At 67.2% G+C, this 23,575-nt stretch carries 22 protein-coding genes and 1 riboswitch; of the genes, 9 read left to right on the top strand and 13 right to left on the bottom strand.

What is annotated here, in order from left to right:
* Nucleotides 1–142: 142 nt before the first annotated feature.
* Genes AC1DIN_RS17405 through AC1DIN_RS17390 form a run of 4 tightly spaced genes read right to left on the bottom strand, consistent with a single transcriptional unit; the run spans nucleotide 143 to nucleotide 3,007 of the window.
* The gene (locus AC1DIN_RS17405) at nucleotides 143–943 is read right to left on the bottom strand and encodes a transporter substrate-binding domain-containing protein (RefSeq protein ID WP_441472765.1); all 801 of its coding nucleotides are present in this window, start codon (nucleotides 941–943) and stop codon (nucleotides 143–145) included.
* Nucleotides 944–979: 36 nt separating this feature from the next.
* Entirely contained in the window at nucleotides 980–1,711 is a 732-nt protein-coding gene (locus AC1DIN_RS17400; RefSeq protein WP_441472764.1) for an amino acid ABC transporter ATP-binding protein, read from the bottom strand.
* Nucleotides 1,698–2,348 carry an amino acid ABC transporter permease gene (locus AC1DIN_RS17395; protein ID WP_441472763.1) on the bottom strand — a complete coding sequence of 217 codons (651 nt, stop codon included), beginning with the start codon at nucleotides 2,346–2,348 and terminating at the stop codon, nucleotides 1,698–1,700. Before AC1DIN_RS17395 ends, AC1DIN_RS17400 begins: the two co-directional genes overlap by 14 nt.
* A complete protein-coding gene (locus AC1DIN_RS17390; protein WP_476810698.1) occupies nucleotides 2,345–3,007 on the bottom strand; it encodes an amino acid ABC transporter permease in 663 nt (220 codons plus the stop codon). Before AC1DIN_RS17390 ends, AC1DIN_RS17395 begins: the two co-directional genes overlap by 4 nt.
* A 141-nt stretch (nucleotides 3,008–3,148) precedes the next feature.
* Here AC1DIN_RS17390 and AC1DIN_RS17385 point away from each other — a divergent pair, with 141 nt between their 5' ends.
* From AC1DIN_RS17385 to AC1DIN_RS17360, 6 genes are all read left to right on the top strand, one after another.
* Nucleotides 3,149–3,931 carry an IclR family transcriptional regulator gene (locus AC1DIN_RS17385; RefSeq protein ID WP_476810697.1) on the top strand — a complete coding sequence of 261 codons (783 nt, stop codon included), beginning with the start codon at nucleotides 3,149–3,151 and terminating at the stop codon, nucleotides 3,929–3,931.
* 149 nt (nucleotides 3,932–4,080) lie between these two features.
* Nucleotides 4,081–4,476 carry a (R)-mandelonitrile lyase gene (locus tag AC1DIN_RS17380; RefSeq protein WP_476810696.1) on the top strand — a complete coding sequence of 132 codons (396 nt, stop codon included), beginning with the start codon at nucleotides 4,081–4,083 and terminating at the stop codon, nucleotides 4,474–4,476.
* A 26-nt stretch (nucleotides 4,477–4,502) separates the two neighbouring features.
* Nucleotides 4,503–5,504: a 1-aminocyclopropane-1-carboxylate deaminase/D-cysteine desulfhydrase gene (locus tag AC1DIN_RS17375; RefSeq protein ID WP_476810695.1), complete on the top strand. Its 1,002-nt coding sequence runs from the start codon at nucleotides 4,503–4,505 to the stop codon at nucleotides 5,502–5,504.
* A gap of 77 nt (nucleotides 5,505–5,581) precedes the next feature.
* A riboswitch (cobalamin riboswitch) is annotated at nucleotides 5,582–5,791 on the top strand.
* 272 nt (nucleotides 5,792–6,063) lie between these two features.
* A complete protein-coding gene (locus AC1DIN_RS17370; protein WP_476810694.1) occupies nucleotides 6,064–7,095 on the top strand; it encodes an ABC transporter substrate-binding protein in 1,032 nt (343 codons plus the stop codon).
* A complete protein-coding gene (locus AC1DIN_RS17365) occupies nucleotides 7,092–8,135 on the top strand; it encodes a FecCD family ABC transporter permease (RefSeq protein WP_476810693.1) in 1,044 nt (347 codons plus the stop codon). Before AC1DIN_RS17370 ends, AC1DIN_RS17365 begins: the two co-directional genes overlap by 4 nt.
* A gap of 10 nt (nucleotides 8,136–8,145) precedes the next feature.
* Nucleotides 8,146–8,946 carry an ABC transporter ATP-binding protein gene (locus tag AC1DIN_RS17360; protein WP_476810692.1) on the top strand — a complete coding sequence of 267 codons (801 nt, stop codon included), beginning with the start codon at nucleotides 8,146–8,148 and terminating at the stop codon, nucleotides 8,944–8,946.
* Nucleotides 8,947–9,033: 87 nt separating this feature from the next.
* On the opposite strand, the gene AC1DIN_RS17355 is transcribed toward AC1DIN_RS17360, so the two are convergent.
* From AC1DIN_RS17355 to AC1DIN_RS17315, 9 genes are all read right to left on the bottom strand, one after another.
* Nucleotides 9,034–9,549, bottom strand: a complete 516-nt coding sequence (locus AC1DIN_RS17355) for a phosphatase domain-containing putative toxin (RefSeq protein WP_476810691.1) — start codon at nucleotides 9,547–9,549, stop codon at nucleotides 9,034–9,036.
* A 23-nt stretch (nucleotides 9,550–9,572) separates the two neighbouring features.
* Entirely contained in the window at nucleotides 9,573–10,679 is a 1,107-nt protein-coding gene (locus AC1DIN_RS17350) for an acetate/propionate family kinase (protein ID WP_476810690.1), read from the bottom strand.
* A complete protein-coding gene (locus AC1DIN_RS17345; RefSeq protein WP_476810689.1) occupies nucleotides 10,676–11,623 on the bottom strand; it encodes a bifunctional enoyl-CoA hydratase/phosphate acetyltransferase in 948 nt (315 codons plus the stop codon). Before AC1DIN_RS17345 ends, AC1DIN_RS17350 begins: the two co-directional genes overlap by 4 nt.
* A gap of 55 nt (nucleotides 11,624–11,678) precedes the next feature.
* Complete coding sequence (locus tag AC1DIN_RS17340; RefSeq protein ID WP_476810688.1) at nucleotides 11,679–12,800, bottom strand: alpha/beta fold hydrolase; 1,122 nt, start codon at nucleotides 12,798–12,800, stop codon at nucleotides 11,679–11,681.
* An 83-nt stretch (nucleotides 12,801–12,883) separates the two neighbouring features.
* On the bottom strand, nucleotides 12,884–14,776 hold the full coding sequence (locus AC1DIN_RS17335) for a heavy metal translocating P-type ATPase (RefSeq protein ID WP_476810687.1): 1,893 nt from the start codon (nucleotides 14,774–14,776) through the stop codon (nucleotides 12,884–12,886).
* Between the two features lie 36 nt (nucleotides 14,777–14,812).
* Nucleotides 14,813–15,946, bottom strand: a complete 1,134-nt coding sequence (locus tag AC1DIN_RS17330) for an ABC transporter permease (protein WP_441472750.1) — start codon at nucleotides 15,944–15,946, stop codon at nucleotides 14,813–14,815.
* Nucleotide 15,947: 1 nt separating this feature from the next.
* Complete coding sequence (gene rbbA / locus AC1DIN_RS17325; RefSeq protein ID WP_476810686.1) at nucleotides 15,948–18,680, bottom strand: ribosome-associated ATPase/putative transporter RbbA; 2,733 nt, start codon at nucleotides 18,678–18,680, stop codon at nucleotides 15,948–15,950.
* Entirely contained in the window at nucleotides 18,677–19,681 is a 1,005-nt protein-coding gene (locus tag AC1DIN_RS17320) for an HlyD family secretion protein (RefSeq protein WP_441472748.1), read from the bottom strand. The genes rbbA and AC1DIN_RS17320 overlap by 4 nt, the downstream gene beginning before the upstream one ends.
* Nucleotides 19,682–19,842: 161 nt before the next feature.
* Nucleotides 19,843–20,532 (bottom strand): GntR family transcriptional regulator, encoded by a 690-nt coding sequence (locus tag AC1DIN_RS17315; protein WP_476810685.1) that lies wholly within the window; start codon nucleotides 20,530–20,532, stop codon nucleotides 19,843–19,845.
* A 159-nt stretch (nucleotides 20,533–20,691) separates the two neighbouring features.
* Between AC1DIN_RS17315 and AC1DIN_RS17310 the strand changes: the two genes are divergently transcribed.
* The 3 genes from AC1DIN_RS17310 to AC1DIN_RS17300 all read left to right on the top strand — a co-directional run bounded on the left by AC1DIN_RS17310 (nucleotide 20,692) and on the right by AC1DIN_RS17300 (nucleotide 23,565).
* The gene (locus AC1DIN_RS17310; RefSeq protein ID WP_476766773.1) at nucleotides 20,692–21,678 is read left to right on the top strand and encodes a TRAP transporter substrate-binding protein; all 987 of its coding nucleotides are present in this window, start codon (nucleotides 20,692–20,694) and stop codon (nucleotides 21,676–21,678) included.
* Nucleotides 21,679–21,747: 69 nt separating this feature from the next.
* Nucleotides 21,748–22,281 carry a TRAP transporter small permease gene (locus AC1DIN_RS17305; protein WP_476810684.1) on the top strand — a complete coding sequence of 178 codons (534 nt, stop codon included), beginning with the start codon at nucleotides 21,748–21,750 and terminating at the stop codon, nucleotides 22,279–22,281.
* Nucleotides 22,282–22,284: 3 nt separating this feature from the next.
* Complete coding sequence (locus AC1DIN_RS17300; RefSeq protein WP_476810683.1) at nucleotides 22,285–23,565, top strand: TRAP transporter large permease; 1,281 nt, start codon at nucleotides 22,285–22,287, stop codon at nucleotides 23,563–23,565.
* Nucleotides 23,566–23,575: the final 10 nt, after the last annotated feature.

Below are 23,575 nucleotides of genomic sequence, written 5' to 3'. Positions count from 1 at the left end.
AAGAGGAGGGTCGAGACAAGCCGTCATGCTCGGGCCTGACCCGAGCATCTCCGGCCGAATAAGGCTCCGACCAGCGCCTTCTGGTCAGGAGTTTCCCGGGTCCGCGCTTCGCTTCGCCCGAGAATGACGGATGTCGGATGGACTACAGCGGCGGCAGCGGGTCCATCGGCATGTCCAGATACTTCCGGTGGAGCCGATCAAGCTCGCCGTTCATCGTGTTGAAGAAGATGAAGCCATCGAGCCAGCGCACGAGGTTATGCTGGTCCATCTGGACGCCCATATGCGCCGGGCTGCGGCGGATGACGAACTTGCGCTCGAACTCCTTGTTCGGGTTCTGCTTGGCGAGCGCCTGGGCCACGATCGAGTTGGTGGCGAGCAGATCGGCCTGACCGGTGATGTAGGCCGCCGCCGCCGTCGCGTCGTCCTCGGTGCGCATCAGGCTGGCCTTGGGGGCCGTGGCCGAGATGGCGAGCTCCTGCGTCGTGCCCTTGGCGGCGGCGACGCGGGCCGAGCCGATCGTCTCCGGGCTGCTCACCACCGAGCTCTTCGGGCCGTAGACCGCGAGGAAGGTGTTGGCATAGGGCGCGGTGAACTGGATCTGCCGGGCGCGCTCGGGCGTGAGGCCCATCACCGAGATGACGATGTCGACCTTGTCGGTCATCAGGAAGGGGATGCGGTTGGCGCCGGTGATCTGCTGCATCTCCAGCTTCACGCCGAGACCCTTGGCGACCATTTCGGCCATCTCGATGTCGAAGCCTACAGCCTTGCGGTCCGCATCCTGCGCGCCGAAGGGCGGGGCGTCGAGCGGCACGCCGATGCGCACCACGCCCTTGGACAGGATGTCCTGGAGCTTGTCGGCCTTGGCCTCGGCGGCKCCGAAGGCGGCGACGGCCAGGGCGGCCAGCCCCGCCAGCACAGATTTGCCTGCGAACAGTGAACGCATCGTCTCTCTCCCCTCGTTGATGTCTGTTCTTCCGCCTCAGTGCAGGACAGCACTGAGGAAGGTCTGGAGTTCCGGCGTCTTCGGCTCGGCCAGCACGGCGGCGGCCGGCCCCTGCTCGTGGACGCGCCCCTCATGCATGAAGACGACGCGCGAGCCGAAGCGGCGGGCAAAGCCCATCTCATGCGTCACCAGGATCATGGTCATGCCTTCCTGCGCGACGGATTCGAGAACCTTGAGCACCTCGCCGGTCAGCTCGGGATCGAGCGCGGAGGTGACCTCGTCGAACAGCATCAGCTTCGGCCGCATGGCGAGCGAGCGGGCGATGGCGACGCGCTGCTGCTGGCCGCCGGAGAGTTGCGAGGGATAGGCGTCGAGCTTGTCCTCCAGCCCGACGCGGGCGAGCACCTCGCGCGCCACCTCGCGGGCGGCCTCCGGCGCCTGCTTCTTCACGACGCGCGGGGCGAGCGTGATGTTGTCGCAAACCGAGAGATGCGGGAACAGGTTGAAGCTCTGGAAGACGATGCCGACCTCCTGGCGCAGCTTGCGCAGATCGGTCTTGGGGTCGTTGACCTGCGTTCCGTCGACGCGGATGACGCCGGCCTGGACCGGCTCCAGCCCGTTGATGCAGCGGAGCATGGTGCTCTTGCCGGAGCCCGAGCGGCCGATCACGGCGATGATCTCGCCCTTGGCGACGTCGAGCGTCACGTCCTTCAGCACCTGGACGGCGCCGTAACTCTTGTTGATCCCGTGGATTTCAACGAGCGACATCGAGCTTCCGCTCGATCGAGCGGCTCCATTGCGTGAGGGGGAAGCACATCGCGAAATAGATCGCGGCGACGGTGATGTAGACGGCGAAGGGCTTGTAGGTGCCGGCAGCGGTGAGCTGGCCCTCGCGCGTGATCTCGACGAAGCCGATCACCGCGGCGAGCGAGGTGTTCTTGATCAGCTGGACGAGGAAGCCGACCGTCGGCGGGATCGCGACCCGGATCGATTGCGGCACGATAATGTAGCGCAACTGCTCCCAGAGCGAGAGCCCGAGCGAGGCGCCGGCCTCCCACTGCGTCTTAGCGATCGAGACCAGCGCGCCGCGCCAGATCTCGCCGAGGAAGGCGCTGCCATAGACCGAGAAGGCGGTCGCGGCCGCAATCCACGGATTGACCGAGATGCCGATGAGCGGCAGGCCGAAGAAGATCACGAACAGCCAGACCAGCAGCGGCGTGCCCTGGACGACGTGGATATAGGCCGCCGAGAGCCAGCGCACTGGCGCGAAGGGCAGGATGCGGGCGATGGCGATGACGATGCCGATCAGCGAGGCGCCGATGAAGGCAGCGACGGTGAGCGCCAGCGTCCAGCGCGCTGCCGCCACCAGATACATCACATCGATGAGGCCGAATTCGCGGATCATCGCCTGCCGAATGCCCAGTAGTAGATGCCCGCGAACAGGCCGCGGAAGGCGAAGGCGAGCCCGAGATAGAGCACGCCGATGACGGTGTAGACCTCGAAGTCGCGGAAGGTGCGCGACTGCACGATCGAGGCCGCATGGAAGAGGTCCTCGACCGAAATCTGCGAGACGACGCTGGTCGCCAGCATCAGCAGCACGAACTGGCTGGCGAGCGCCGGGAACATTGACTTCAGCGCCGGGAACATCACGACGTAGCGGAAGACCTGCAGCCCGGAGAGGCCGAGCGAATGGCCGGCCTCGACCTGCGCCTTCGGCACGGCCTCGAGCCCGGCGCGAACGATCTCGGTGGTGTAGGCGCCGAGATTGACAACGAGCGCGATGATCGCGGCGGTGAAGCCGTCGAGTCTCAGGCCGAAGCTGGGCAGGCCGAAGAAGATCAGGAAGAGCTGGACCAGCAGCGGCGTGTTGCGGATGATTTCGACATAGGTGCCGACCGCGCGGCGCAGCCAGGCCGGACCATAGACGCGGGCCGCCGCGCAGGCGATGCCGATGACCAGACCGCCCACCATGGCCGCCGCCGACAGCATCAGCGTGACCCAGACACCGTCGAGGATCGATTCCCAGGCCGCGAAGACGTCGCGGAACTGCAGGCCGTATTTCATGCCCAGCCGCCTTGCGGCTCTGTCGCTGCGCTGCTCGAACGCGCGATATGATCAGGCCATCGCACCATCCGCCTCCCCTTTACGAGGAGGCTAGGTTCGTTTCTTATTTGATGTCAAGCTTCATATATGAAACAGGAAGACATGAGCGACCTGCCCGACTCCGAGAGCGGAGACAAAAGCACCTATGCGGCTCCCGCCCTGGAGAAGGGGCTCGACATCCTCGAGCTCCTCGCCGAGGTCGGCGAGCCGCTGTCGACGCGCGAGATCGCCGAGCGCCTCGCCCGCTCCAAGAGCGAGATCTTCCGCATGGTCTTCGTGCTGCAGCAGCGCGGCTATCTCGCCCGCGAGGCCGGCACCGACCGCCTTGGCCTGTCGCGGCGGCTGTTCGACCTGGGCATCCGCACGCCGGGCGGGCGCCAGCTCACCTCGATCGTGCTGCCGCTGATGGAGCGCTTCAGCGAGGAAAGCGGCATGGTCGCCCACCTCGTCGTGCTGAGCCGGGCCCAGACCGTCGTGCTCGCGACCACATCCGGCCATCTCGATGCCAGCGTCATCGTGCGCCCCGGCTATGGAAGGCCGGCGCTCGACGCCAATTCCGGCCTGCTCATCCTCGCCTTCCAGAGCGAGGCACGTCGCCGGCAATTGATGAAGGAGGCCTCCGAGGCCGACCGGGACAAGCTGGAGAGCGACGAGACGCGCCGCATCCTGGCGGACATCCGCACGAGCGGGCATCGCGTCGCGCCGAGCCGCGACATCATGGCCGTGACCGACATCGCCTGCCCGGTGATCGGCCCGGGCGGCCATGCGGAAGCCGCGATCCTCGTGCCCTGCCTGCAGCGCCATGGCATCGCCACCGACGAGGAGGCGATCCTGCTCGCACTCAAGGCCTCCTGCCGCGAGGCCGGTTCGCAGCTTTCGCTCTGAGGAAAGCCTGATCGCGAGCGCCTCGCGACGGGCACGGAAGGCCTTGACGGTCACGGTTTTCGGGTGATCCCTCACGGTGAAGCGGCGCGGACGAACTGTCACCGACAAACCAACCCGTCTGCCGAAGCTCAGAGCATAAGGAGATCGTCATGGAGATCATGCGCGCGGGCTCGCGGCCGTCGGGGAAAGGGCCGGCCGACTGGTTCACCGGGTCGGTCCGGATCGATCCGCTCTTCAACCCGCACGCACCGGAACGTGTGCAGGGCGCGAGTGTCACCTTCGAGCCGGGAGCGCGGACGGCCTGGCATACGCATCCGCTCGGCCAGACGCTGATCGTCGTCAGCGGGGTCGGCCGGGTGCAGCGCTGGGGAGGGCCGATCGAGGAGATCCGGCCCGGCGACGTGGTCTGGTTCCCGCCCGGCGAGAAGCACTGGCACGGTGCCGGCCCGTATACCGGGATGACCCATATCGCCGTCCAGGAAGCCAAGGACGGCAAGGTCGTGGATTGGCTGGAGCAGGTCTCCGACGGCCAGTATGGCGGCTGATACCCGCCTGACGAGAGCGAGCGACGATGCCTGAGCTTTCCAGCCTCCTGCGGGAGCCGCGTCACGTTCTGCTCGAAACCGCGACGCCGCTCCAGAGACTGCGCCGGTTCGAGGCGAAGCTCGATCGACCCGGCGTCTATGCCAAGCGCGACGATCTCATGCCGATCGCGCTCGGCGGCAACAAGCTGCGCAGCCTCGAATACTGGCTGGGCGCGGCGTTGGAGAAGGGGGCCGACATCCTTCTGGTCGGCGGCGGCGCCAGCTCCAATCTCTGCCGCCTGACAGCCGCGGCAGCCTCGCTGGTCGGGCTCGATTGCCTCGTCCTGCACAACGCGCCCGACACGCCGGAGAACCGCCAGGCCTCCTTCCTGAACCGGTTGTTCGGCGCCGAGCTGCGCTTCCTTGGCTCGGTCGATGAAAGCCAGCGCAATGCGGCGCTTGCGGAGGCGGCCGTGGACCTCGCGCGGCAGGGCCGCACGCCGTACATCGTCGGCGATTCCGTGCTGGGTGCGATGGGCTACGTCCGCGCCGCCTTGGAACTGCATGAACAGTCGCAGCAGCAGGAGGCGCCGATCCGGCATGTCTTCCTCGCCGGCTCGATGGGGCCGACCGAAGCCGGCTTCATCTTCGGCAATGCCCTGCTCGGCCATCCCTTCCAGATCCACCTCGTCAGCGTCGAATACGAGCGGGACGAATTGGCCGGCCATGTCGGGCGGATCTATGAGGGCCTGCGGGAGCGGACGGGGCTCGATGTCGCCGCATGGGAGCAGGCACCGCCGCATTATCACATGGACCATCTCGGTGGCGGTTGGGGTGTCCCAACGCCCGCCTCGGAAGCCGCCATCCTGAGCTTTGCGCGCACCGAGGGCATCCTGATCGAGCACGTCTATACGGCGAAGACCTGCGCCGGCTTCCTCGAACAGCTCGCCAACGGAGGGATCCCGAGCAGCGAGCCCGCCTGTGTTCTCCATACGGGCGGCACCGCCGCGCTCTTCTCGCAATTCGGCCTGTTTCGAACGCTGAGCTAGAGCACGCGCGATCGGGTTCAAACCCGACCGGATCCGGCTCTGGCGCCTGCCCGCTTGACGAGCCCCGGCACCGCTCTATGGTGCCGGTCGATCGAGGTTCTCCGGGTTTCGCCCGGAGCTAAGAGGGAATTCGGTGAGGCGCGTCCCGCGCCAATGCCGAGGCTGCCCCCGCAACTGTAAGCGGCGAGCCCTCCGTCCATCGTCCACTGGCGCCCTGCGCCGGGAAGGCCGGGCGGATCAGGCGTCGACCCGCGAGCCAGGAGACCTGCCGCGATCGCAAGGCGTCTTTCGGGCGGGGTGTTCCGGAGGGGTGCGCGTCGGCGGCCGGCTCCAGATCCGCGCCACCGGCCGTGTCCTGCGAGCTCCCCCGCCCTCATCTCGGGGAGCGATGAATTCCATGTCGATGATCTTTGGCCGGTCTGCAGCGAAGGCCGCGGCACGCTTGACGCGGTCGCGTCGTGCGATCTATGAGAAATGCAACATTGTTACATTTTTTGGACCTTGCGCCGAAGCCTTCCGGTTTCGCCGACGCGGTGTCCAGCTCAGCCCGGTTGCCTCCATGCGTCCCGCCTTTTCGTTGCTGCCCGCCCTCTTCGCCGCCGCAGCCGGCGCTGCCCTGTTCACCGCGCCAGCCGCGGCCGGGCCGACGCAATATCCGCTGACGCTGGAGAATTGCCGGGAGACCATCACCTTCAACGCCGCGCCCAAGCGGGTCGTCGCGATCGGCCAAACCCAGACGGAAATCCTCTATGCGCTCGGCCTCGGCGACCGGGTGGTCGGCACCGCCGTCTGGTTCTCGCCCGTCGCCAAGCCCTACGAGGCCGCCAACGCCAAGGTGAAGCGCCTGGCCGACAACGACCCGAGCTTCGAGGCCGTGGTCGGGCAGGAGCCCGATCTCGTCACCGCAATGTTCGAATGGCATCTCGGGCCGAACGGCATCGTCGGCAAGCGCGACCAGTTCCATAAGGTGAAGGTGCCGACCTATGTCTCGCCGACCGATTGCGTCGGCAAGGACAATTCCGGCCCCGGCGACGGCGTGCGCACGCAGATGTTCTCGATGGAGCTGGTCTATCGCAACATCCGCGAATTCGGGCAGATCTTCGACGTCAGCGACCGCGCCGAGACGCTCGTCGCGGAACTGAAGGCTCGTGAGGACAAGGCGGTCGAGCAGGTCGCAAAGCTGAAGGCGCAGGACGTCCCCGTCGTCGTCTGGTTCTCCAGCAAGGACATCAAGGGTGACGGCTTCATGGCCGGCAGGAACGGCGTGCCCGCCTACATCCTGTCCAAGCTCGGGGCGCGCAACATCATCGCCACCAATGAGGAATGGCCGCTGGTCGGGTGGGAGAGCATCGCCGCCGCCAACCCGGCCGTGATCGTCACCGTAAAGATGGACCGGCGCCGCTTCCCGGCTGATGACATCGAGAAGAAGCTCGCATTCCTGAAGACCGACCCCGTCGCCAGCAAGCTCGACGCGGTGAAGAACAACCGCGTCGTGATCATCGACGTGGGTGCGACCCGTGCGGGGCTCGACACCGTCGACGGCATCGAGACGCTCGCCAAGGCGATCGCCAGCTTCGGCCTCGCGCCTTGAGCCACGCCGCCCACGGCCCGAACTGGCCGGCGCGGATCGGCCTCGCGCTCCTGTCGCTGCTGGCGCTCACCGTCTCGGTGGCGCTGGCGGTGACGATCGGCGAGATGGCGATCCCGTTCGACGTCGCGCTCAAGGCACTCGGCAACGGGCTGTTCGATCTCGGCCTGCCGGTGGGCGCGATCCAGCAGGGCGTCATCTTCGACTACCGCTTGAGCCGGGCGCTGATGGCGGGGCTGTGCGGCGGGGCGCTGGCGCTGTCGGGCGTGATCCTGCAGGCGCTGCTGCGCAATCCGCTGGCCGAGCCCTATATCCTCGGTATCTCGGCCGGCGCCTCCACCGGGGCTGTCGCGGTGCTGATCCTCGGCGTCGGCATCGGCGGCATGGCGGTGAGCCTCTCGACGGGCGCCTTCATCGGCGCCTGCGCCGCGCTTGCCGTCGTCGCGCTGCTCGCGGCGGGGACCGGCGGCGCAAGCGACCGCGTCATCCTCGCCGGCGTCGCCGCCTCACAGCTTTTCAACGCTGCCACCGCCACCATCGTGACGACGCTCGCCAGCGCCGAGCAGGCGCGCGGGGTGATGTTCTGGCTGCTCGGCAATTTCGGCGGCGTGCGCTGGCCGGACCTCTGGATCGCGACCCCGGTCGCCTTCATCGGCTTCGGTGTCTGCATGCTGCACGCCAAGGCGCTCGACGCCTTTGCCTTCGGTGCCGATGCCGCCGCCTCGCTGGGCGTGCCGGTAATGCGCGTGCGGATCGTCCTGTTCGCGACGACCGCCGTGATGACCGCCGCGATGGTCAGCATCGTCGGGACGATCGGCTTCGTCGGCCTCGTCATCCCGCATGCGGCGCGCTTCCTCGTCGGCTCGGGTCATGCCCGGCTGCTGCCGGCCTGCCTCGTCATCGGCGCGATCTTCATGATCCTCGCCGACATCCTGTCGCGCGTGCTGGTGCCGCAGCAGATCCTGCCGATCGGCGTGGTCACCGCCCTGTTCGGGGCGCCCGCCTTCGCACTGATCCTCTACCGAGCCAGGAGGCCTGCTTGAGGAAGCCGGCATGACACTCGCGACCCATGACGTGCGCTGGGGTGCCGCCGGACGGATGATCGTCGACGGCGTGACGCTTCATGCCGCTCCCGGCCGCATCCTCGGCCTGATCGGCCCCAATGGCTCGGGAAAATCGAGCCTGCTCAGGCTGCTCTGCCGGCTGCGCAATGTGGCCGGCGGCGTGGTCACGCTCGACGCGCGCGACATCGCGAGCGTGCCGCGCCGCGAGCTGGCGCGCCGGCTCGCCTTCGTCGAGCAGCAGGCTACGACCGAGGTGCAGCTTTCCGTGTGCGACGTGGTGCGGCTCGGCCGCACGCCGCATCGCGCCGCACTCGCCTCCTGGGCCGCCGCGGACGAGGCCGCCGTCAATTCGGCGCTCGCGCGCGTCGGGCTTGCCGACAGGCACGACCAGCTCTGGCACACGCTGTCGGGCGGGGAGCGCCAGCGCGTGCATATCGCACGGGCGCTGGCGCAGGAGCCGAGCGAGTTGATCCTCGACGAACCGACGAACCATCTGGACATCCAGCATCAGCTCTCGATCCTGACGCTGATCCGGCGGCTCGGCATCACCTGCATCGTCGCGCTGCACGACCTCAACCTCGCCGCGCTGTTCTGCGACGAGATCGCACTCCTGCATCACGGCCGCCTGCTGGCGGCGGGCGCGCCGGAAACCGTGCTGACGGAAGCGACCATCCGCACCGTCTTCGGCGTGGCCGTGGCGATCAAGCCCGGACATGCGGGGCGCCGGCACATCGAATATCTCGTCGACCTCGATCGGGAGGAGCCGGGAGCAGGATTGCGGGCGCTCTAGATGCCGATCTGGCACGGAACCACGCCGCCGGCCCGGGCTTGACCCGGGATGACATGCGTTTCGATCAAAACGCAGCAAGCGCCCGGTTCAGCGGCCGGAATGCACCGCCTCCTCGGCATAGCGCGCGACCATCTGCTGCTGAACCTCCGTCTCCGGCCCCGAGCCGGCGGCGGCTACGGCCGCAACGGCCTCCGCACCGCTCAGGCCGAGCGCGACCAGGATGCAGGTCGCGACCATCCCGGTCCGGCCGATGCCGGCTGCACAGTGAACGAACAGCTCCCTTCCCGCATTCAGGTCGCGAGCGGCCTCCTCGGCAAGAGCCTTCAGGCCGCCGCCATCGTCGGGAACGCCGAAATCACCGATCGGAAAGCGCGTGACGGGGATGCCGAGATCGGATTGCCGCGCGGCGTAGTCCGGCGACTTCAGCCTGATCTCTTCCGCGGGCGTCAGGCAGATGATGCGGGCGATCCCTTGCTGCGTCAGGTCAGCCAGGTCATCCGCCAGCGGCCTCAGCCGGCCCGGCATCGGCCCGAGCCAGAGCGCGCCCGCGATCCCGGCCGGCAGATCGACGCGTCGGATGAAGCCCGTTCGGGTGCTGATCATCCCAGCCTCCCTCGTTCTATCGATCAGGCGAGCAGCGCCTTCGCCTGGACGGCCATGACCCTCTCCTCATTAGCCGGGATCACCAGAACCTTGAAATCGCCGAGGAAGGTGAGACGATCGAGGATCGCCTTGCGAATGGGTGCGGCATGCTCCCCGATGCCGCCGGTGAAGATCAGCCCGTCGATGCCGCCCATCGCCGCCGCCATTGCCGCGCTGAACTGCGCGACCTTCAGCGCAAAATAATCCAGGGCGAAACGCGCGCGGGGATCGTCGCTGTTGAGCAGCGTCTCGACATCGTTGGAGAGGCCGGACAGGCCGAGCAGGCCCGAGCGCTCGTAGAGCGCATTCGAAACCTCTTCAGCGCTCATGCCCAGGCCCTGGAACATGTAAAGCACCGCGCCGGCGTCGAGCGCGCCGCAACGCGTGCCCATCGGCAGCCCGTCAAGCGTCGTCATCCCCATGGTCGTGTCGATGCTGCGGCCACCCCGGATGGCGCAGATGCTCGCACCGTTGCCGAGATGGGCAGCGACGACGCGGCCGGCATGGAGGTCGAGATGCCGCTCGGCCAGCACCATCTCCAGCCATTGATAGGACAGGCCGTGGAAGCCGTAGCGGCGGATGCCCTTGTCGCGCAGCCCCTGTTCTAGCGCGAAATTGTGGGTCAGAGCATCGTGCCGGGCGTGGAAGGCCGTATCGAAGCAGGCGATGTTGGGCACGTCGGCCATCAGGCGCCGGGCGGCGGCCACCGCGGCGAGATTGTGCGGCTGATGCAGCGGCGCCAGCGGAGCGAGTGCTTCGAGCGCGGCAAAGACCTCGGGCGTCACCACGACGGGGTCGGCATAGTTTTCGCCGCCGTGGACGATGCGGTGTGCGACCGCCGTCATCCGCCAGCCATCGTCATGGCGGTCGACGAAGGCGAGGACTGCGGAGAGCGCCGTGTTGTGATCGCAGGCCTGCGGCAGCGCGATGCGCTCGCGCGGACCATCCGCGAGACTCGCATCCAGGACCGGTTCCGGCTCGCCGAGGCGCACCGCCTTGCCGCGGGCGAGCACGCTGAGGTCGTCGCTGCGGAAGACCTGGAACTTGAGGCTGGAGGAGCCCGCGTTGAGGACAAGAATGGTGTCGATCACTTGATCCGCCCCGTACGCCGCGCATCAGCCAGAAGAACCGCCAGGACGCAGGAGAGCAGGCGCGCTCGCAGATTGTCGGCCCGGCTCGTCAGAATGATCGGCACCCGCGCGCCGAGCACGATCCCGGCGGCATCGGCGCCGCCGAGGAAGGTGAGTTGCTTGGCGAGCATGTTGCCGGCTTCGATCTCGGGCACGATCAGGATGTCGGCATGCCCCGCCACCAGCGAGACGATGCCCTTCTCCTTCGCCGCCGCAGCGCTGATCGCGTTGTCGAAGGCGAGCGGCCCATCGACGATGGCATCGGTGATCTGGCCGCGATCGGCCATCTTCGAAAGGGCGGCGGCATCGAGCGTGGCGCACATGCGTGGGTTGACGGTCTCGACGGCCGCGAGCACCGCCACCTTGGGCAATTCGTCGACGCCGTTCAGCGCGACATGCCAGAGATTGACGGCGTTCTGGACGATGTCGGCCTTGGTGGCGAGGTCGGGCGAGATGTTCACCGCCGCGTCGGTGATGATGAAGGGCTTGGGATAGCTGTCGATATGCATCACGAAGGCATGGGAGATGCGCCGCTCGGTCCGCAGGCCGGAGTCGGCGTGCACGACTGCGCCCAGCAGTTCGTCGGTGTGCAGCGAGCCCTTCATCAGGGCTTCGAGCTCGCCGGCGGCAGCCAGCGAGACGGCCTTCACCGCCGCCTCATGGCTGTGCTCGGTGTCTACCAGCTCCCAAGGCGAGATATCGACGCGGGCTTCCAGCGCGGCGGCGCGGATACGCTCCGCGGGGCCGATCAGAACCGGATCGATCAACTGCTCGGCGACGGCGTCCGCGACGGCCTCGATCACATTGGCCTTGACGGGATGAACCACCCCCGTCCGCACAGCCGGAAGATCCTCGCAGCGGCCGAGCGCGAGTTGGAAATATTCGGAGGCGGACAGCGTCGTCATGGCGCGAGGGCTCCAGGGCGGGCGGATATTTCAGGAAGCGGACCGTGCGGGCGACTCAGCCCTGCAAGGCGATCCAGCGGGCGATACCGGGCCAGGTGTCGGCGAGCGTCTTGCGGCCCATGAACAGGCCGATATGGCCGCCGGGCACCAATTTCTTCTCGATCTTCTTCTTCGGCGTGCCGACGAGGTCTTCCGCCGCGAAGACCTGCTCGCTGGTGGTTATGTCGTCCTCGGCACCGGCGAGGAGATAGACCGGGCAAGCGACGTCCGTCAGGCTCAGGCGCCGGCCCAGGCCGACGAACTCGCCCTTGGCGAAGCGATTCTCCTTGAAGATCTGCTCGATGGCCTGGAGGTAGTAGGCGCCGGGCAGGTCGAGCGGGTTCTCGTACCAGGCCGCGAAGGTCTCGGTACGGTCGAGATAGTTCTTGTCGGCGATGTTCTGGTAGAGCCGCACGTACTTGTCGACGTAATGCTCGTCGGGGTGCATGTTCTTCCAGCCGGCGAGCATAAAGCGCCCCGGCATCAGGCCCCGGCCCGTCCGGACCATGGCGCGGTAGCTCTTCAGCGGCATGGCCTTCGCCATGCGCTTGATCGGCCCATCGCCGGCATCCGCGTCGATCGGGGAGCCAGCCAGGACCAGCGACTTGACCTTGTGCGGGAAGCGGGAGGCCAGCATCGCGCTGAGCCAGCCGCCCTGGCAGAGGCCAACCAGATGCACGACGCCGCCGAGATCGTCGATCGCGGCGTTGAGCTCGGCCAGATAGGTGTCGATGCTGAAGTAGCGCATCTCCTGCGTCGCCGGCTTCCAGTCGGTGACAAGGACATGTTCGTGACCATTCGCGAGCATCGTCTCGACGAGGCTCTGGCCCTTGTCGTAGTCGGCGATGGTCGCGCTATGTCCGGCGTAGGGCGCGTCGATCACGACGGGGATACCCCCGGGCTCAGGCTTGCCGAATTCGCGTAGCCGCATCGTCGGCAGGTCGAGGCGCACTGTGTTCCGCGTCGCCCAGTCCGGCGGCGGCGGGCGGGTGATCTTCACCGCCTCGGAGAGGAAATCGAGATTGTACTCGGTCAGGCGCAGGGCGGCGTCGACAGGCCAGAACCAGGGCAGGCTGAGTTCGTCGGGGCCACTCGTCGGCTGGCGAGATGTCTCTACTGCGTTTCGGCTCGTGGCCATGGTCGAAACACCCGCATTGTCGATTGCGCCCGGAAGGTAGACAGCCGACCTTGCCGAGGCAACCGCGACAGCCTTGCGACAGGTCAAACCCCGTCTGCGATGCGCGGCGCCCGCGCTGCCTCCAAAGTCCGGCCCCGCGCCATCGGGCCGACGAGCGTGCGCAAGGCGTTGACGATGACAGCGATGTCGATGCCCTGCTGCAGGAACGCGCCGACGACGGGCGGGATGTAGCCGAAGGCGGCGAAGACCATGGCGACTCCGGACAGGCCGAGGCCGACAACGATGCTCTGCTGCGCGATCGCCCGCGTCCGCTGCGCGATCACGACTGCTTCCGCGACCCGGTCGATCCTGTCGACGAGGATCACCACGTCGGCCGCTTCGGAGGAGGCCGTCGCACCCCGGGCGCCCATCGCCACGCCGACATCCGCAGCGGCCAGCGCCGGCGCGTCGTTCAAGCCGTCGCCGACCATCATCGTCGGCTGACGAGCCTTCTCCGCCGCGATGGCAGCGACCTTCTCGGCGGGGCTGCACTCGGCCTTGACGTCGTCGATAGCGAGGTGAGCGGCAACCTCCGCCGCCGTCCCGGCATCGTCGCCCGTCACCATCAGGATGCGATTGACCCCGGCACCATGCAGGCGGTCCAGCGTCTCGCGCGCGTCGGGCCGCACCGCATCCGCCATGGCGAGGAAACCGGCGAATTGCCCATCGAGGGTGACAAAGACGGCAAGAGCAGCGGCGCCGTCGAGGCCCGCTTGTGCCGTCCGCGCCCAACTCGGGAGGGGCTCATCTCCCAGGACGAGATTGCGCGAGCCGGCGCGGACATGCCTGCCATCCACGACGCCTTCAAGGCCCGAGCCCCGATATTCGCGCACCTCGGTGGGCTGGGACAGGGGCAGCGCCTTCTGGCGCGCCAGCGCGACCAGCGTCTCGGCGAGCACATGATGCGATGCCTGCTCGAGCGAGGCGACGAGGCGGAGGACTTCGGCCGCCTGGACCTCCGGAGCCGACTCCAACGCGACCAGCCGGGCGCCGCCCTCGGTCAGGGTTCCCGTCTTGTCGAAGATCGCAGTGCGAACCTGCCCGAGCGCCTCGATCGCTGAGCTGCCCTTCATCAGGATGCCGGCACGGGCAGCGCGGGAGACGCCGCCGATGAAGGCGACCGGCGCCGCCAGGATCAGCGGGCAAGGCGTGGCGACGACGAGAACGGCGAGGGCGCGGATCGGATCGTCGGACAGCCACCAGGCCAGGCCGGCAACGATCAGGGTCGCGGGCAGCAGCAGCAGCGCGAAGCGATCGGCCATGCGGATGAAGGGGGCCTTCGCGGTCTGCGCCGCCTCGACCATCCGGACGATGCCGGCATAGGTGCTCTCATGCGCCGCCGCCGAAGCGCGGTAGCGGAACGCCTCGCCGGCATTGACGGTGCCGCTGCGCAGCGCCTCGCCCTTCGCCTTCGCCTCGGGCAGCGGCTCGCCGGTGACGGCGGATTCGTCCAGCCGCGCCGCGGCATCGAGAAGCTCACCATCCACCGGCAGCATCTCGCCGGCCCGCACCAGCAGTTCGTCGCCAACCGCCACGTCCTCCGCAGCGATATCGACGAGTCCGCCGGCGTCCTGACGGTGGGCGATGCGCGGCGTCCGGTCCCGCAGCGAGCGGAGCTCGCGCTCGGCCTTGCCGCGGGCATAGTCCTCCAGCAGGTTGCCGCCGGAATACATCATGGCGACGACCGCGCCGGCCAGCGGCTCGCCCATCGCGATGGAGGCGACCATCGCGACAAGCGCGATCGCATCCACGCCGAGCCGTCCGGCCAGCATGTCGCGGAGCATCGAGACCGCCAGCGCCACGGCGACGGGGATCGTCGCCGCCGTCCAGATCAGGTCCGGCGACCATGCGCCGCCGACGCGGCCAGCGATCAATCCAGCGACGGCCCCTGCCATTGCGATGGCGAACAGGCTCAGATGGACGACCATCTCACGCATCGGCGCCGCTCCCGTTCCGCCTCTGCCCGGTATGTCTCAAGCGAAGATCACCTTGCGGAACCGGGCGAGCGCGAAGGCGAAATAGGCCGCGCCGATCGCGATGATCTTGGCAATCTCCGGCCAGACGACGTCGAACCCCGCTCCGCGATAGAGCACGCCCTGGGAGAAGGAAACGAAATGCGGCGTCGGGCTGAAGGTCTGCATGATCCATTGCAGCCAGACCGGCATGCTCTCCATCGGAGTGGTCGCACCCGAGAGCAACTGCGTGACCACGAAGACCGGGATGGCCAGCAGGCCGAACTGCCCCATCGTCGTCGCCAGCGTGCCGAGCAGGATGCCGAGCGCCGCGACGGAAAAGGCGTAGACCGCCGTCCCCATCACGAAGAGCAGAAGCGAGCCGGCGATCGGGACGCCGAGCGCCCATTCGACGATGAAGACGAGCGAGGCGACCGCCGCGACCAGGATGACGAGGGCATTCGCCACCATCTTGGCGAGCATGATCTCGACCGGCGTGACCGGCATCACCAGAAGATGCTCGACCGTGCCCTGCTCGCGCTCGCGGATCAGCGCCGCGCCGGTCAGCACGATCGTCAGCAGCGTGACATTGTTGAGGATCTGCATGACCGAGCTGAACCAGCCGGAATCCAGGTTGGGATTGAAGCGCGCCCGCACCACCAGATTGATCGGCATCGACGTCGTGGTCTCGCGCCCGGCCTGCCGGTTCGCGATCTCCTGGGCGATGATCTGCTGGATATAGACCGCGCCGTTGCCCGCCTGGGTCATCGCGGTGGCGTCGATATTGAGCTGCAGCGTCGCCTGCCGCCCCGCCTGCAGGTCCGCCTGGAACTTGGGCGGGATCTCCAGCACGAAGACCAGGCGGCCGGAATTCATCTCGGCGTCGATCTCGTTGGCCGCGATGCGCTTGGAGACCTTGAACAGTGGCGGGCCGAAGGCCCCCAGCAGCGTGCGCGAGAACTCGGACTGGTCCTCGTCGACGATGCCGATGGTCAGGTCGCGCGCCTCGAGCTTCACGCCGGTGGCGACCGTGTAGACCGCGATGCTGAAGGTGTAGACCACCAGCACCAGCATGATCGGGTCGGCCCGGAGGCTACGCAGCTCCTTCACGATGAGGCGCAGGATGTTCTGGAGATGGATGACGAGCGCGGACATCTCAGGCTTCCTGCTTGCGTAGCGCCAGTTGCGCAACGACGAGGAACAGCAGGAAGAAGAAGGCCAGCATCACGAGGTTGGGCCAGAGCTCTGCGGCTCCCAACCCTTTGGTGAACACGCCGACGCTCACCGGCTGGTACCAGGCCGGCGGAAGGGTCATGCCGATGAGACGGCCGCCGCCCGAGAGCGAGGCGACCGGCACCATCAGGCCGGAAAAATTGACCGCAGGGATGATCGACAGGATCGCCGTGGCGAACACGGCCGATACCTGCGTGCGCGTGAAGCTGGAGATGAGCTGGCCGAAGCCGGTCGTGGCGGAAACATAGAGCAGGGTTGCCAGCGCCAGCACCCAGACGGAGCCCTTGATCGGCACCTCGAAGACGGTCAACGCGATCACGACCAGCATGACGAAGCTGGCCATTGCGACGGCGATATAGGGCAGCTGCTTGCCGAACAGGAACTCGAAGCGGCTGATCGGGGTCGAGCGGAAATTGGCGATCGAGCCGGTTTCCTTTTCGCGGACGACGCCAATCGCCGACATGATCGCCGGAATGAGGATCAGCATCAGCATGATCACGCTCGGCACCATGGCGTTGGCGCTCTTGAAATCCTGATTGTAGCGGAAGCGGGTCTCGATCGTGACGGGCGACGGCGCATGGCTCGACGCCGACTGGGCAGCCGCAAACCCCTGCGCATACTGCGCCGCCAAGCCCGTCACGTAGCCGCGGGTAGTCTCGGCCCGGAAGGGCATGGCGCCGTCGAGCCAGACCGAAAGTTCAGGCGTGCGCCCGGCCATCAGATCGCGACCGAAGGAGGGCGGGATCTCGATCGCGAGCTGAAGCTCGCCGCTTTTCAGGCGCCGGTCCAGCTCCGCCTCGGAACGGATCGGCGGCTGCTCGTCGAAATAGCGCGAGCTGGAGAAAGCCTCGACCAGTTGCCGGCTTTCCATCGAGCCGTCCTGGTCGAAAGCCGCGAACTTCAGGTTCTCGACGTCGAAGGAGATGCCGAAGCCGAAGGCCAGCATCAGGAGCAACGGCCCGAGGAAGGCGAAGCTCAACCGGATCGGGTCCCGCAACAACTCCATCGTCTCGCGACGGGTGCAGGCCCAGAGCCGGCGCGGATCGAAGCGGCGGGCCGGTGGCGCCGGCAGGGCCGCGGCCGCCGGGATGACCGCGGCCTCCGCCGGCGCCTCCTCGATGCCGGCAGCTTCCTTGAGGTAGGCGATGAAGGCCTCTTCCAGCGTGTCGGCACCGCGCTTCTGCACCAGCTCCTGCGGCGTGCCGACAGCGAGCACCTTGCCGGCATGCATGAAGGAGATGCGATCGCAGCGCTCCGCTTCGTTCATGAAATGCGTGGAGAGGAAGATGGTGACGCCGTCGTCGCGCGAGAGATCGATCAGCGTGCGCCAGAACGCGTCGCGCGCGATCGGATCGACGCCCGAGGTCGGCTCGTCGAGGATCAGCATGGCCGGTCGATGCAGGACGGCGACGGCAAGCTGCAGACGCTGGCGGATGCCGAGCGGCAGGCTGTCGGGCCGCTCATCGGCGACGTTCTCAAGGTCGAAGCGGGTCAGAAGTTCGGCGATCCGGCCCGGGATCTCTGCCGGCGGCAGATGATAGAGCTCGGCATGCAGCACGAGGTTCTGCCGCACCGTGAGCTCGCTGTAGAGCGAGAAAGCCTGGGACATGTAGCCGACATGACGCCGCGTCTCCATGTCGTCGGCCGCCAGCGGCTGGCCGAACAGCTTCGCGGTGCCCTCGGTCGCCGGCAGCAGGCCGGTCAGCATCTTCATCGTCGTCGACTTGCCGCAGCCGTTGGAGCCGAGAAAGCCGAAGATCTCGCCACGGCCGATCCGGAAACTGACATGATCGACAGCGACGAAATCGCCGAAACGGCGCGTCAGCCCCTCTGCCTCGATCGCCGGCGTCGCGTCGTCGCTCACGACCCGCGGCCTGAGGACGACTTCGCGGTGCTGCGCGCGCTTGGCTTCAGGCAGCAGCGCGACGAAGGCGGCTTCCAGGGTTGACTGCCCGGCCTTCTGGCGTAGCTCCGTGGGCGTGCCCGTCGCGATCGCCTTGCCGTCATCCATCGCCACGAGCCAGTCGAAGCGCTCCGCCTCCTCCATATAGGCGGTGGCGACGATCACGCTCATGCCCGGCCGGCGGGCGCGGATCGTGTCGATCAGATCCCAGAACTGGCCGCGCGAGAGCGGATCGACGCCCGTCGTCGGCTCGTCGAGGACGAGCAGGTCGGGATCGTGGATCAGCGCGCAGCAGAGACTAAGCTTCTGCTTCATGCCGCCGGAGAGCTTGGCGGCAGGGCGCCCCTCGAAGGGGTCGAGCCCCGTGGCAGTGAGCAATTCGTCGATGCGCTGTCGACGCTCGGCAGCGTCCTGTCCAAAAAGCCTCGCATGGAAGTCGATGTTCTCGAAGACCGAGAGTGTCGGATAGAGATTGCGGCCCAGCCCCTGCGGCATATAGGCGATGCGCCCGCGCCGGGCCTCGCGCTCCGCCTTGACGCCGAGATCGCCGCCGAGCGCGTGCACGCTGCCCTGCTGGATCGCCCGCACGCCGGCGATGAGCGCGAGCAGCGTCGACTTGCCGACACCGTCCGGCCCGATCACGCCGATCATGCGGCCGGACGGGATTTCGAGCGTCAGCGCATCGAGGGCGGTCACCTTGCCGTAGCGGTGCGTGACGCCCACGAGGCTGGCGGCAGGCCCGGCCTCCGTCATGGCAGCTTCACGACCAGCGAGTCAGGCCATTTCGCGGTGGGAGAGGTGCGGACGAAACCGAGGCCGCGCACGCCGGTCTTCACCTGCCGGTGGTACTTGGCGAGCAGATCCCGATCGACCTGGAGCTTGGCGCGGAAGACCAGCTTCTCGCGCTCCTCGGCTGTCTCGACGGCCTTCGGCGTGAACTGCGCGTCGGCCGCGACGAAGCTGACCGTCGCCGGAATCACATATTGCGGCACGGGATCGAGAATGATGCGCGCCTCATCCCCCAGCGCGAGCTGCCCGGCCTGCGCCGCCGGCAAGTAGATCGTCATGTAGACGTCCGACAGGTCGAGGATGGTGATGACGCGCGTGCCGGCCGAGACCACTTCGCCGGTTCGGGCGAGCTGGTATTGGACGCGCCCGCTGCGCGGCGCGACGAGCACGAGATCGACGAGGATCGCCTTGATCTGCTCGGCATCCGCTTCGGAGGCATGGATCGCGAACTGGGCCTGGTCGCGCTGCGCCTGGGCAGCCCGCAGCGCCGCATCGGCGGCATCGGCCTTGGCAGAACGCTGGTCGTCGACCTGCTTGCTGAGATAGCCCTTCGCAACCAGTTCCTTGCCACGCTCGGCATCGGTCCTGGCGAGAATCTGGTCGCTCTTGCGCTGGGCGATGAGCGCCTCCGCCTCGGCGAGGGCCTGGCGGGCCCGCAGCACCTGCGCCTGCGCGGAGCGCAGCTGAGCCTCGTATTCCGGCGACGAGATGCGGGCGACCACCTGGCCGGCGGTGACCTCATCGCCTTCCTTGACCGTGACCTCCGCCAGGCGGCCGGCATATTTAGAGGATACGTCGACCTGCGTCGCCTCGATGCGCCCGTTGGTCTTGACGATCCCCTCCGGCATCGTGTCGCCGCGCAGTCTTTCGATCAGCGCCTTCAACCGCGCCTGCGCCTGCGCCTGAGGCGGGGATAGCAGGGATGCAGCGAGGGCAGCGGCGAAGGCTACGCGACAGAAGCGCATGGAGCGTCTCCAACGGAACAAGCATGGAACATTGAGCTCAGCGGCTTTCATAGCATGCAAGAAGCCGCCCGCGAGAGCCATGCGCATGACGCAGCTTTCAGCCGTGCGCGAAAACGCGGCACGATGCCGCTGAGCCGCCCCGTGATCGGACGCGCTGCGCGCTATTCGAAGAGGTCGGGGTGCGCAACCTCGGTCTTCGGCAAGGCGCGGAGGATTTCGGTCAGATGGTGGCGCATGGCCGCTTCGGCCGCCGCAGCGTCGCCGGCATCGATCGCCGCCATGATCCTCCGATGCTGCCCGACCAGCGGCAGCATCGCGTCGGGTCCCGGCAAGGTCAGCTGGCAGACCCGGTCCATATGCGCCTTGATATCCCGGATCGCCTCCCAGGCCAGCGGCATGCCCACCCCTTCCGTCAACTCGACATGAAAGAGCTCGTCATAACGCTGGAAGGAGCTGTGGTCGTCGCGCTGAGCCGCCTTCTCCTGGACGTCGAGGAGATCGGAAATCCTTTGCCGGCTCTGGGCCGAAAAGGCCACGCAGGCCTCGCGTACGATCGCGACCTCGACCGCCTCGCGCACGAAGCGCGCCTCCATCATCTTGCGGACCGAGAACTTGACCACGACCGTGCCGCGCTGCGGCTGGATGTCGACGAGCCGGGTCTTGGCGAGCGCGATCAGCGCCTCGCGCACCGGCTGGCGCGATACGCCGTATTTCAGCGCAATCTCCTGCTCCGACAGGCGCGTGCCGGGCGGCAATTCGAGCGCGACGATCGCGCGGCGCAGCTCGGCCTCGACACGCGCGGCCGCCGAAGCGCCCGGGAAAGAGGCGGGAGACGCCAACGAAAGACTCAAGTCAAAACCTCCAGGGCCTGTTGCGTACCATACAACAACATACTACCATACAATCACTGCCGCAACCGAGCACGGGGCGCGGGCAGCAAGCTTACGTTCGGCAGGCCAGCGAACAAGCCGGGAAACGGCGAGGCCTTCGAAACCACGGGAGAACGCACCATGACCGCACGCCGCAGTTTCCTTGCCTATACCGCCGCACTGGCCTTCTCGGCCGCCGCGGCGACCTCCGCCCTCGCCCAGAGCGTGACGCTGCGCTCGGCCGACATCCATCCGACCGACTACCCGACCGTCGAGGCTGTCCGCTTCATGGGCAAGCTCCTTGAGGAGCGCAGCCAGGGCCGCATCAAGATCAACGTCTTCCACTCCGCCCAGCTCGGCCAGGAGAAGGATACGATCGACCAGACCCGCTTCGGCGTCATCGACATCAACCGCATCAACATGGCGCCGTTCAACAACCTGATCCCGGCGACCAACATTCCGTCCCTGCCCTTCATCTTCCGTTCGGTCGACCACATGCGGAAGGCCATGGACGGGCCGATCGGCGACAATTTGCTGAAGGAGTTCGACAAGCACGACCTGATCGGCCTCGCGCTCTACGATTCCGGTTCGCGCTCGTTCTATAATTCGAAGCGCCCCATCAACAGCCCTGCCGACATGAAGGGCATGAAGATCCGCGTCCAGCAGTCCGACATGTTCGTCGCGCTGGTCTCGGCGCTCGGCGCCAACGCCACGCCGATGCCCTTCGGCGAGGTTTATTCCGCGCTGCAGACCGGCGTCATCGACGGCGCCGAGAACAATTGGCCGTCCTATGAATCGACCCGCCACTTCGAGGTCTCGAAGTTCTATTCGGTGACTGAGCACTCGCTGTCGCCCGAGGCGCTGGTGATGTCGAAGAAGAGCTTCGACAAGTTCAACGCGGCGGACCAGGCGATCATCAAGGCTGCGGCCAAGGAATCGGTCCTCAAGATGCGCGAGCTCTGGGACGCCCGCGAGAAGGCGTCCGAGGCGAAGGTCAAGGCCGGCGGCGCCCAGATCAACACCGTCAACAAGCAGCCCTTCATCGACGCGATGAAGCCGGTCTACGACAAGTTCGTCACCGATCCGAAGCTCAAGGACATGGTTGCCGCCATCCAGGCGGTGAACTGAGCCTCAATCAGGCGGGGCGGGCCGAAATGGCCGCCCCGCTTTGGCCCCTTGCCAGCCCGGGCAGATTCCATGCGCGCTTTCACTGCCTTTTTGACACGCCTCGACGCCAAGCTCAGCCTCTTCGCGCTGATCGCAGCCGGGACAGGCCTCGTCCTGATGACCGTGATGGTCGCCTGGGGTGTGTTCGGCCGCTACGTCCTCAACGATACGCCGATCTGGGTCGAGGCCGGATCGCTGTTCCTGATGTCCTGGTTCATCCTGCTCGGCGCCGCCGTCGGCGTGCGGGAAAGCGACCATCTCGGCTTCGAGGTCGGGCTGGTGATGTCTCCGCCGCCGCTGCGCTCCGTGCTGATCGTGCTGGGTGAAGGCCTCGTCTGCGCCTTCGGCATTGCCATGCTCGGCTATGGCTGGCAGCTCGCGGCCGGCACCTGGAGCGACCGGATGCCGATCATCGGCATCTCGCGCGGCTGGGACTATGTGCCGATCGCGGCGGGCGGCGCGCTGATCGCCCTGTTCGCGCTGGAAAAGCTCCTCCTCTTCGTCACCGGCGAGCAGCAGGCTCCGCTGGGCTTCGTCCATTTCGGCGAAAGCCAGGAGGCCTGAGCCATGGAACTCTGGATTCTCTTCGGCGTCTTCTCGCTCCTGCTGCTGATCGGCGTGCCCGTCGCCTTCTGCCTCGGCATCGCCTCGGTCGCGACCGTCGCTTTTATGGGCCTGCCGCCGGTGGTCGTCTTCCAGCAGATGAATTCCGGCATGAACGCCTTCGCCATGATGGCGATCCCGTTCTTCATCTATGCCGGCGACCTGATGATCCGTGGCGGCATCGCCGAGCGGCTGATCCAGATGGCGGCGAGCCTCGTCGGCCATCTGCGCGGCGGCCTCGGCCAGGTCAACGTCGTCACCTGCACCCTCTTCGGCGGCATCTCCGGCTCGGCCGTGGCCGATGCTTCCGCGGTCGGCGGGCTGATGATCCCCCAGATGAAGAAGCGCGGCTACGATGCCGACTACGCCGTCAACGTCACCGCAAACGCGGCGATCATCGCATTGCTGATCCCGCCATCGCACAACATGATCATCTATTCGCTCTCGGCGGGCGGCAATCTCTCGATCGCGGACCTGTTCACGGCCGGCGTCGTGCCGGGCCTGCTGCTCTGCGCCGCGCTGATGGTGGCAGCCTGGGCGGTCGCGGTGAAGCGCGGCTATCCGCGCGAGCCCTTCCCGGGCTTCGCGACCGTCGGCCGCTATGTCGTGCTGGCGCTGCCCGGCATCCTCTTGATCGGCATCATCTTCGGCGGCGTCCGTTCCGGTATCTTCACCGCGACGGAGTCCTCCTGCGTCGCCGTGGTCTACGCCATCCTCATCACCATCTTCGTCTATCGCCAGCTCACCTGGACCGCTTTCGTCGAGGCGACGCTCGGCGCCGTGCGCACGACGGCCATGGTGCTGCTGGTGATCGGCACGGCCGGCGCCTTCGGCTGGCTGATGGCTTTCCTGGAGGTGCCGCAGGCGACCATCGCCGCGATGAAGGCGGTGTCGGACAACCCGATCACCATCCTGCTGATGATCAACCTGATCCTGCTGGTGCTCGGCACCTTCATGGACATGGCGCCGATGATCATCATCTGCACGCCGATCTTCCTGCCGGTGGTGAAGGCCTTCGGCGTCGACCCCGTGCATTTCGGCGTCATCTTGATCCTCAACGCCGGCATCGGCCTCAACACGCCGCCGGTGGGGTCGGTGCAGTTCGTCGCCTGCGCCATCGGCCGCATTTCCATCGGCGAGTCCATGCGGACGATCTGGCCCTTCTACGGCGCCAGCATCGCCGTGCTCCTGCTCGTCACCTATGTGCCCGGCCTGTCGCTCTGGCTGCCGCGCCTGTTCCACTGAAGGACTGATC

Source organism: Allobosea sp. 05T438 (assembly GCF_056396025.1).
The sequence above is the reverse complement of the archived record's forward strand: the minus strand, read 5'-3'. Positions and strand labels throughout refer to the sequence as shown.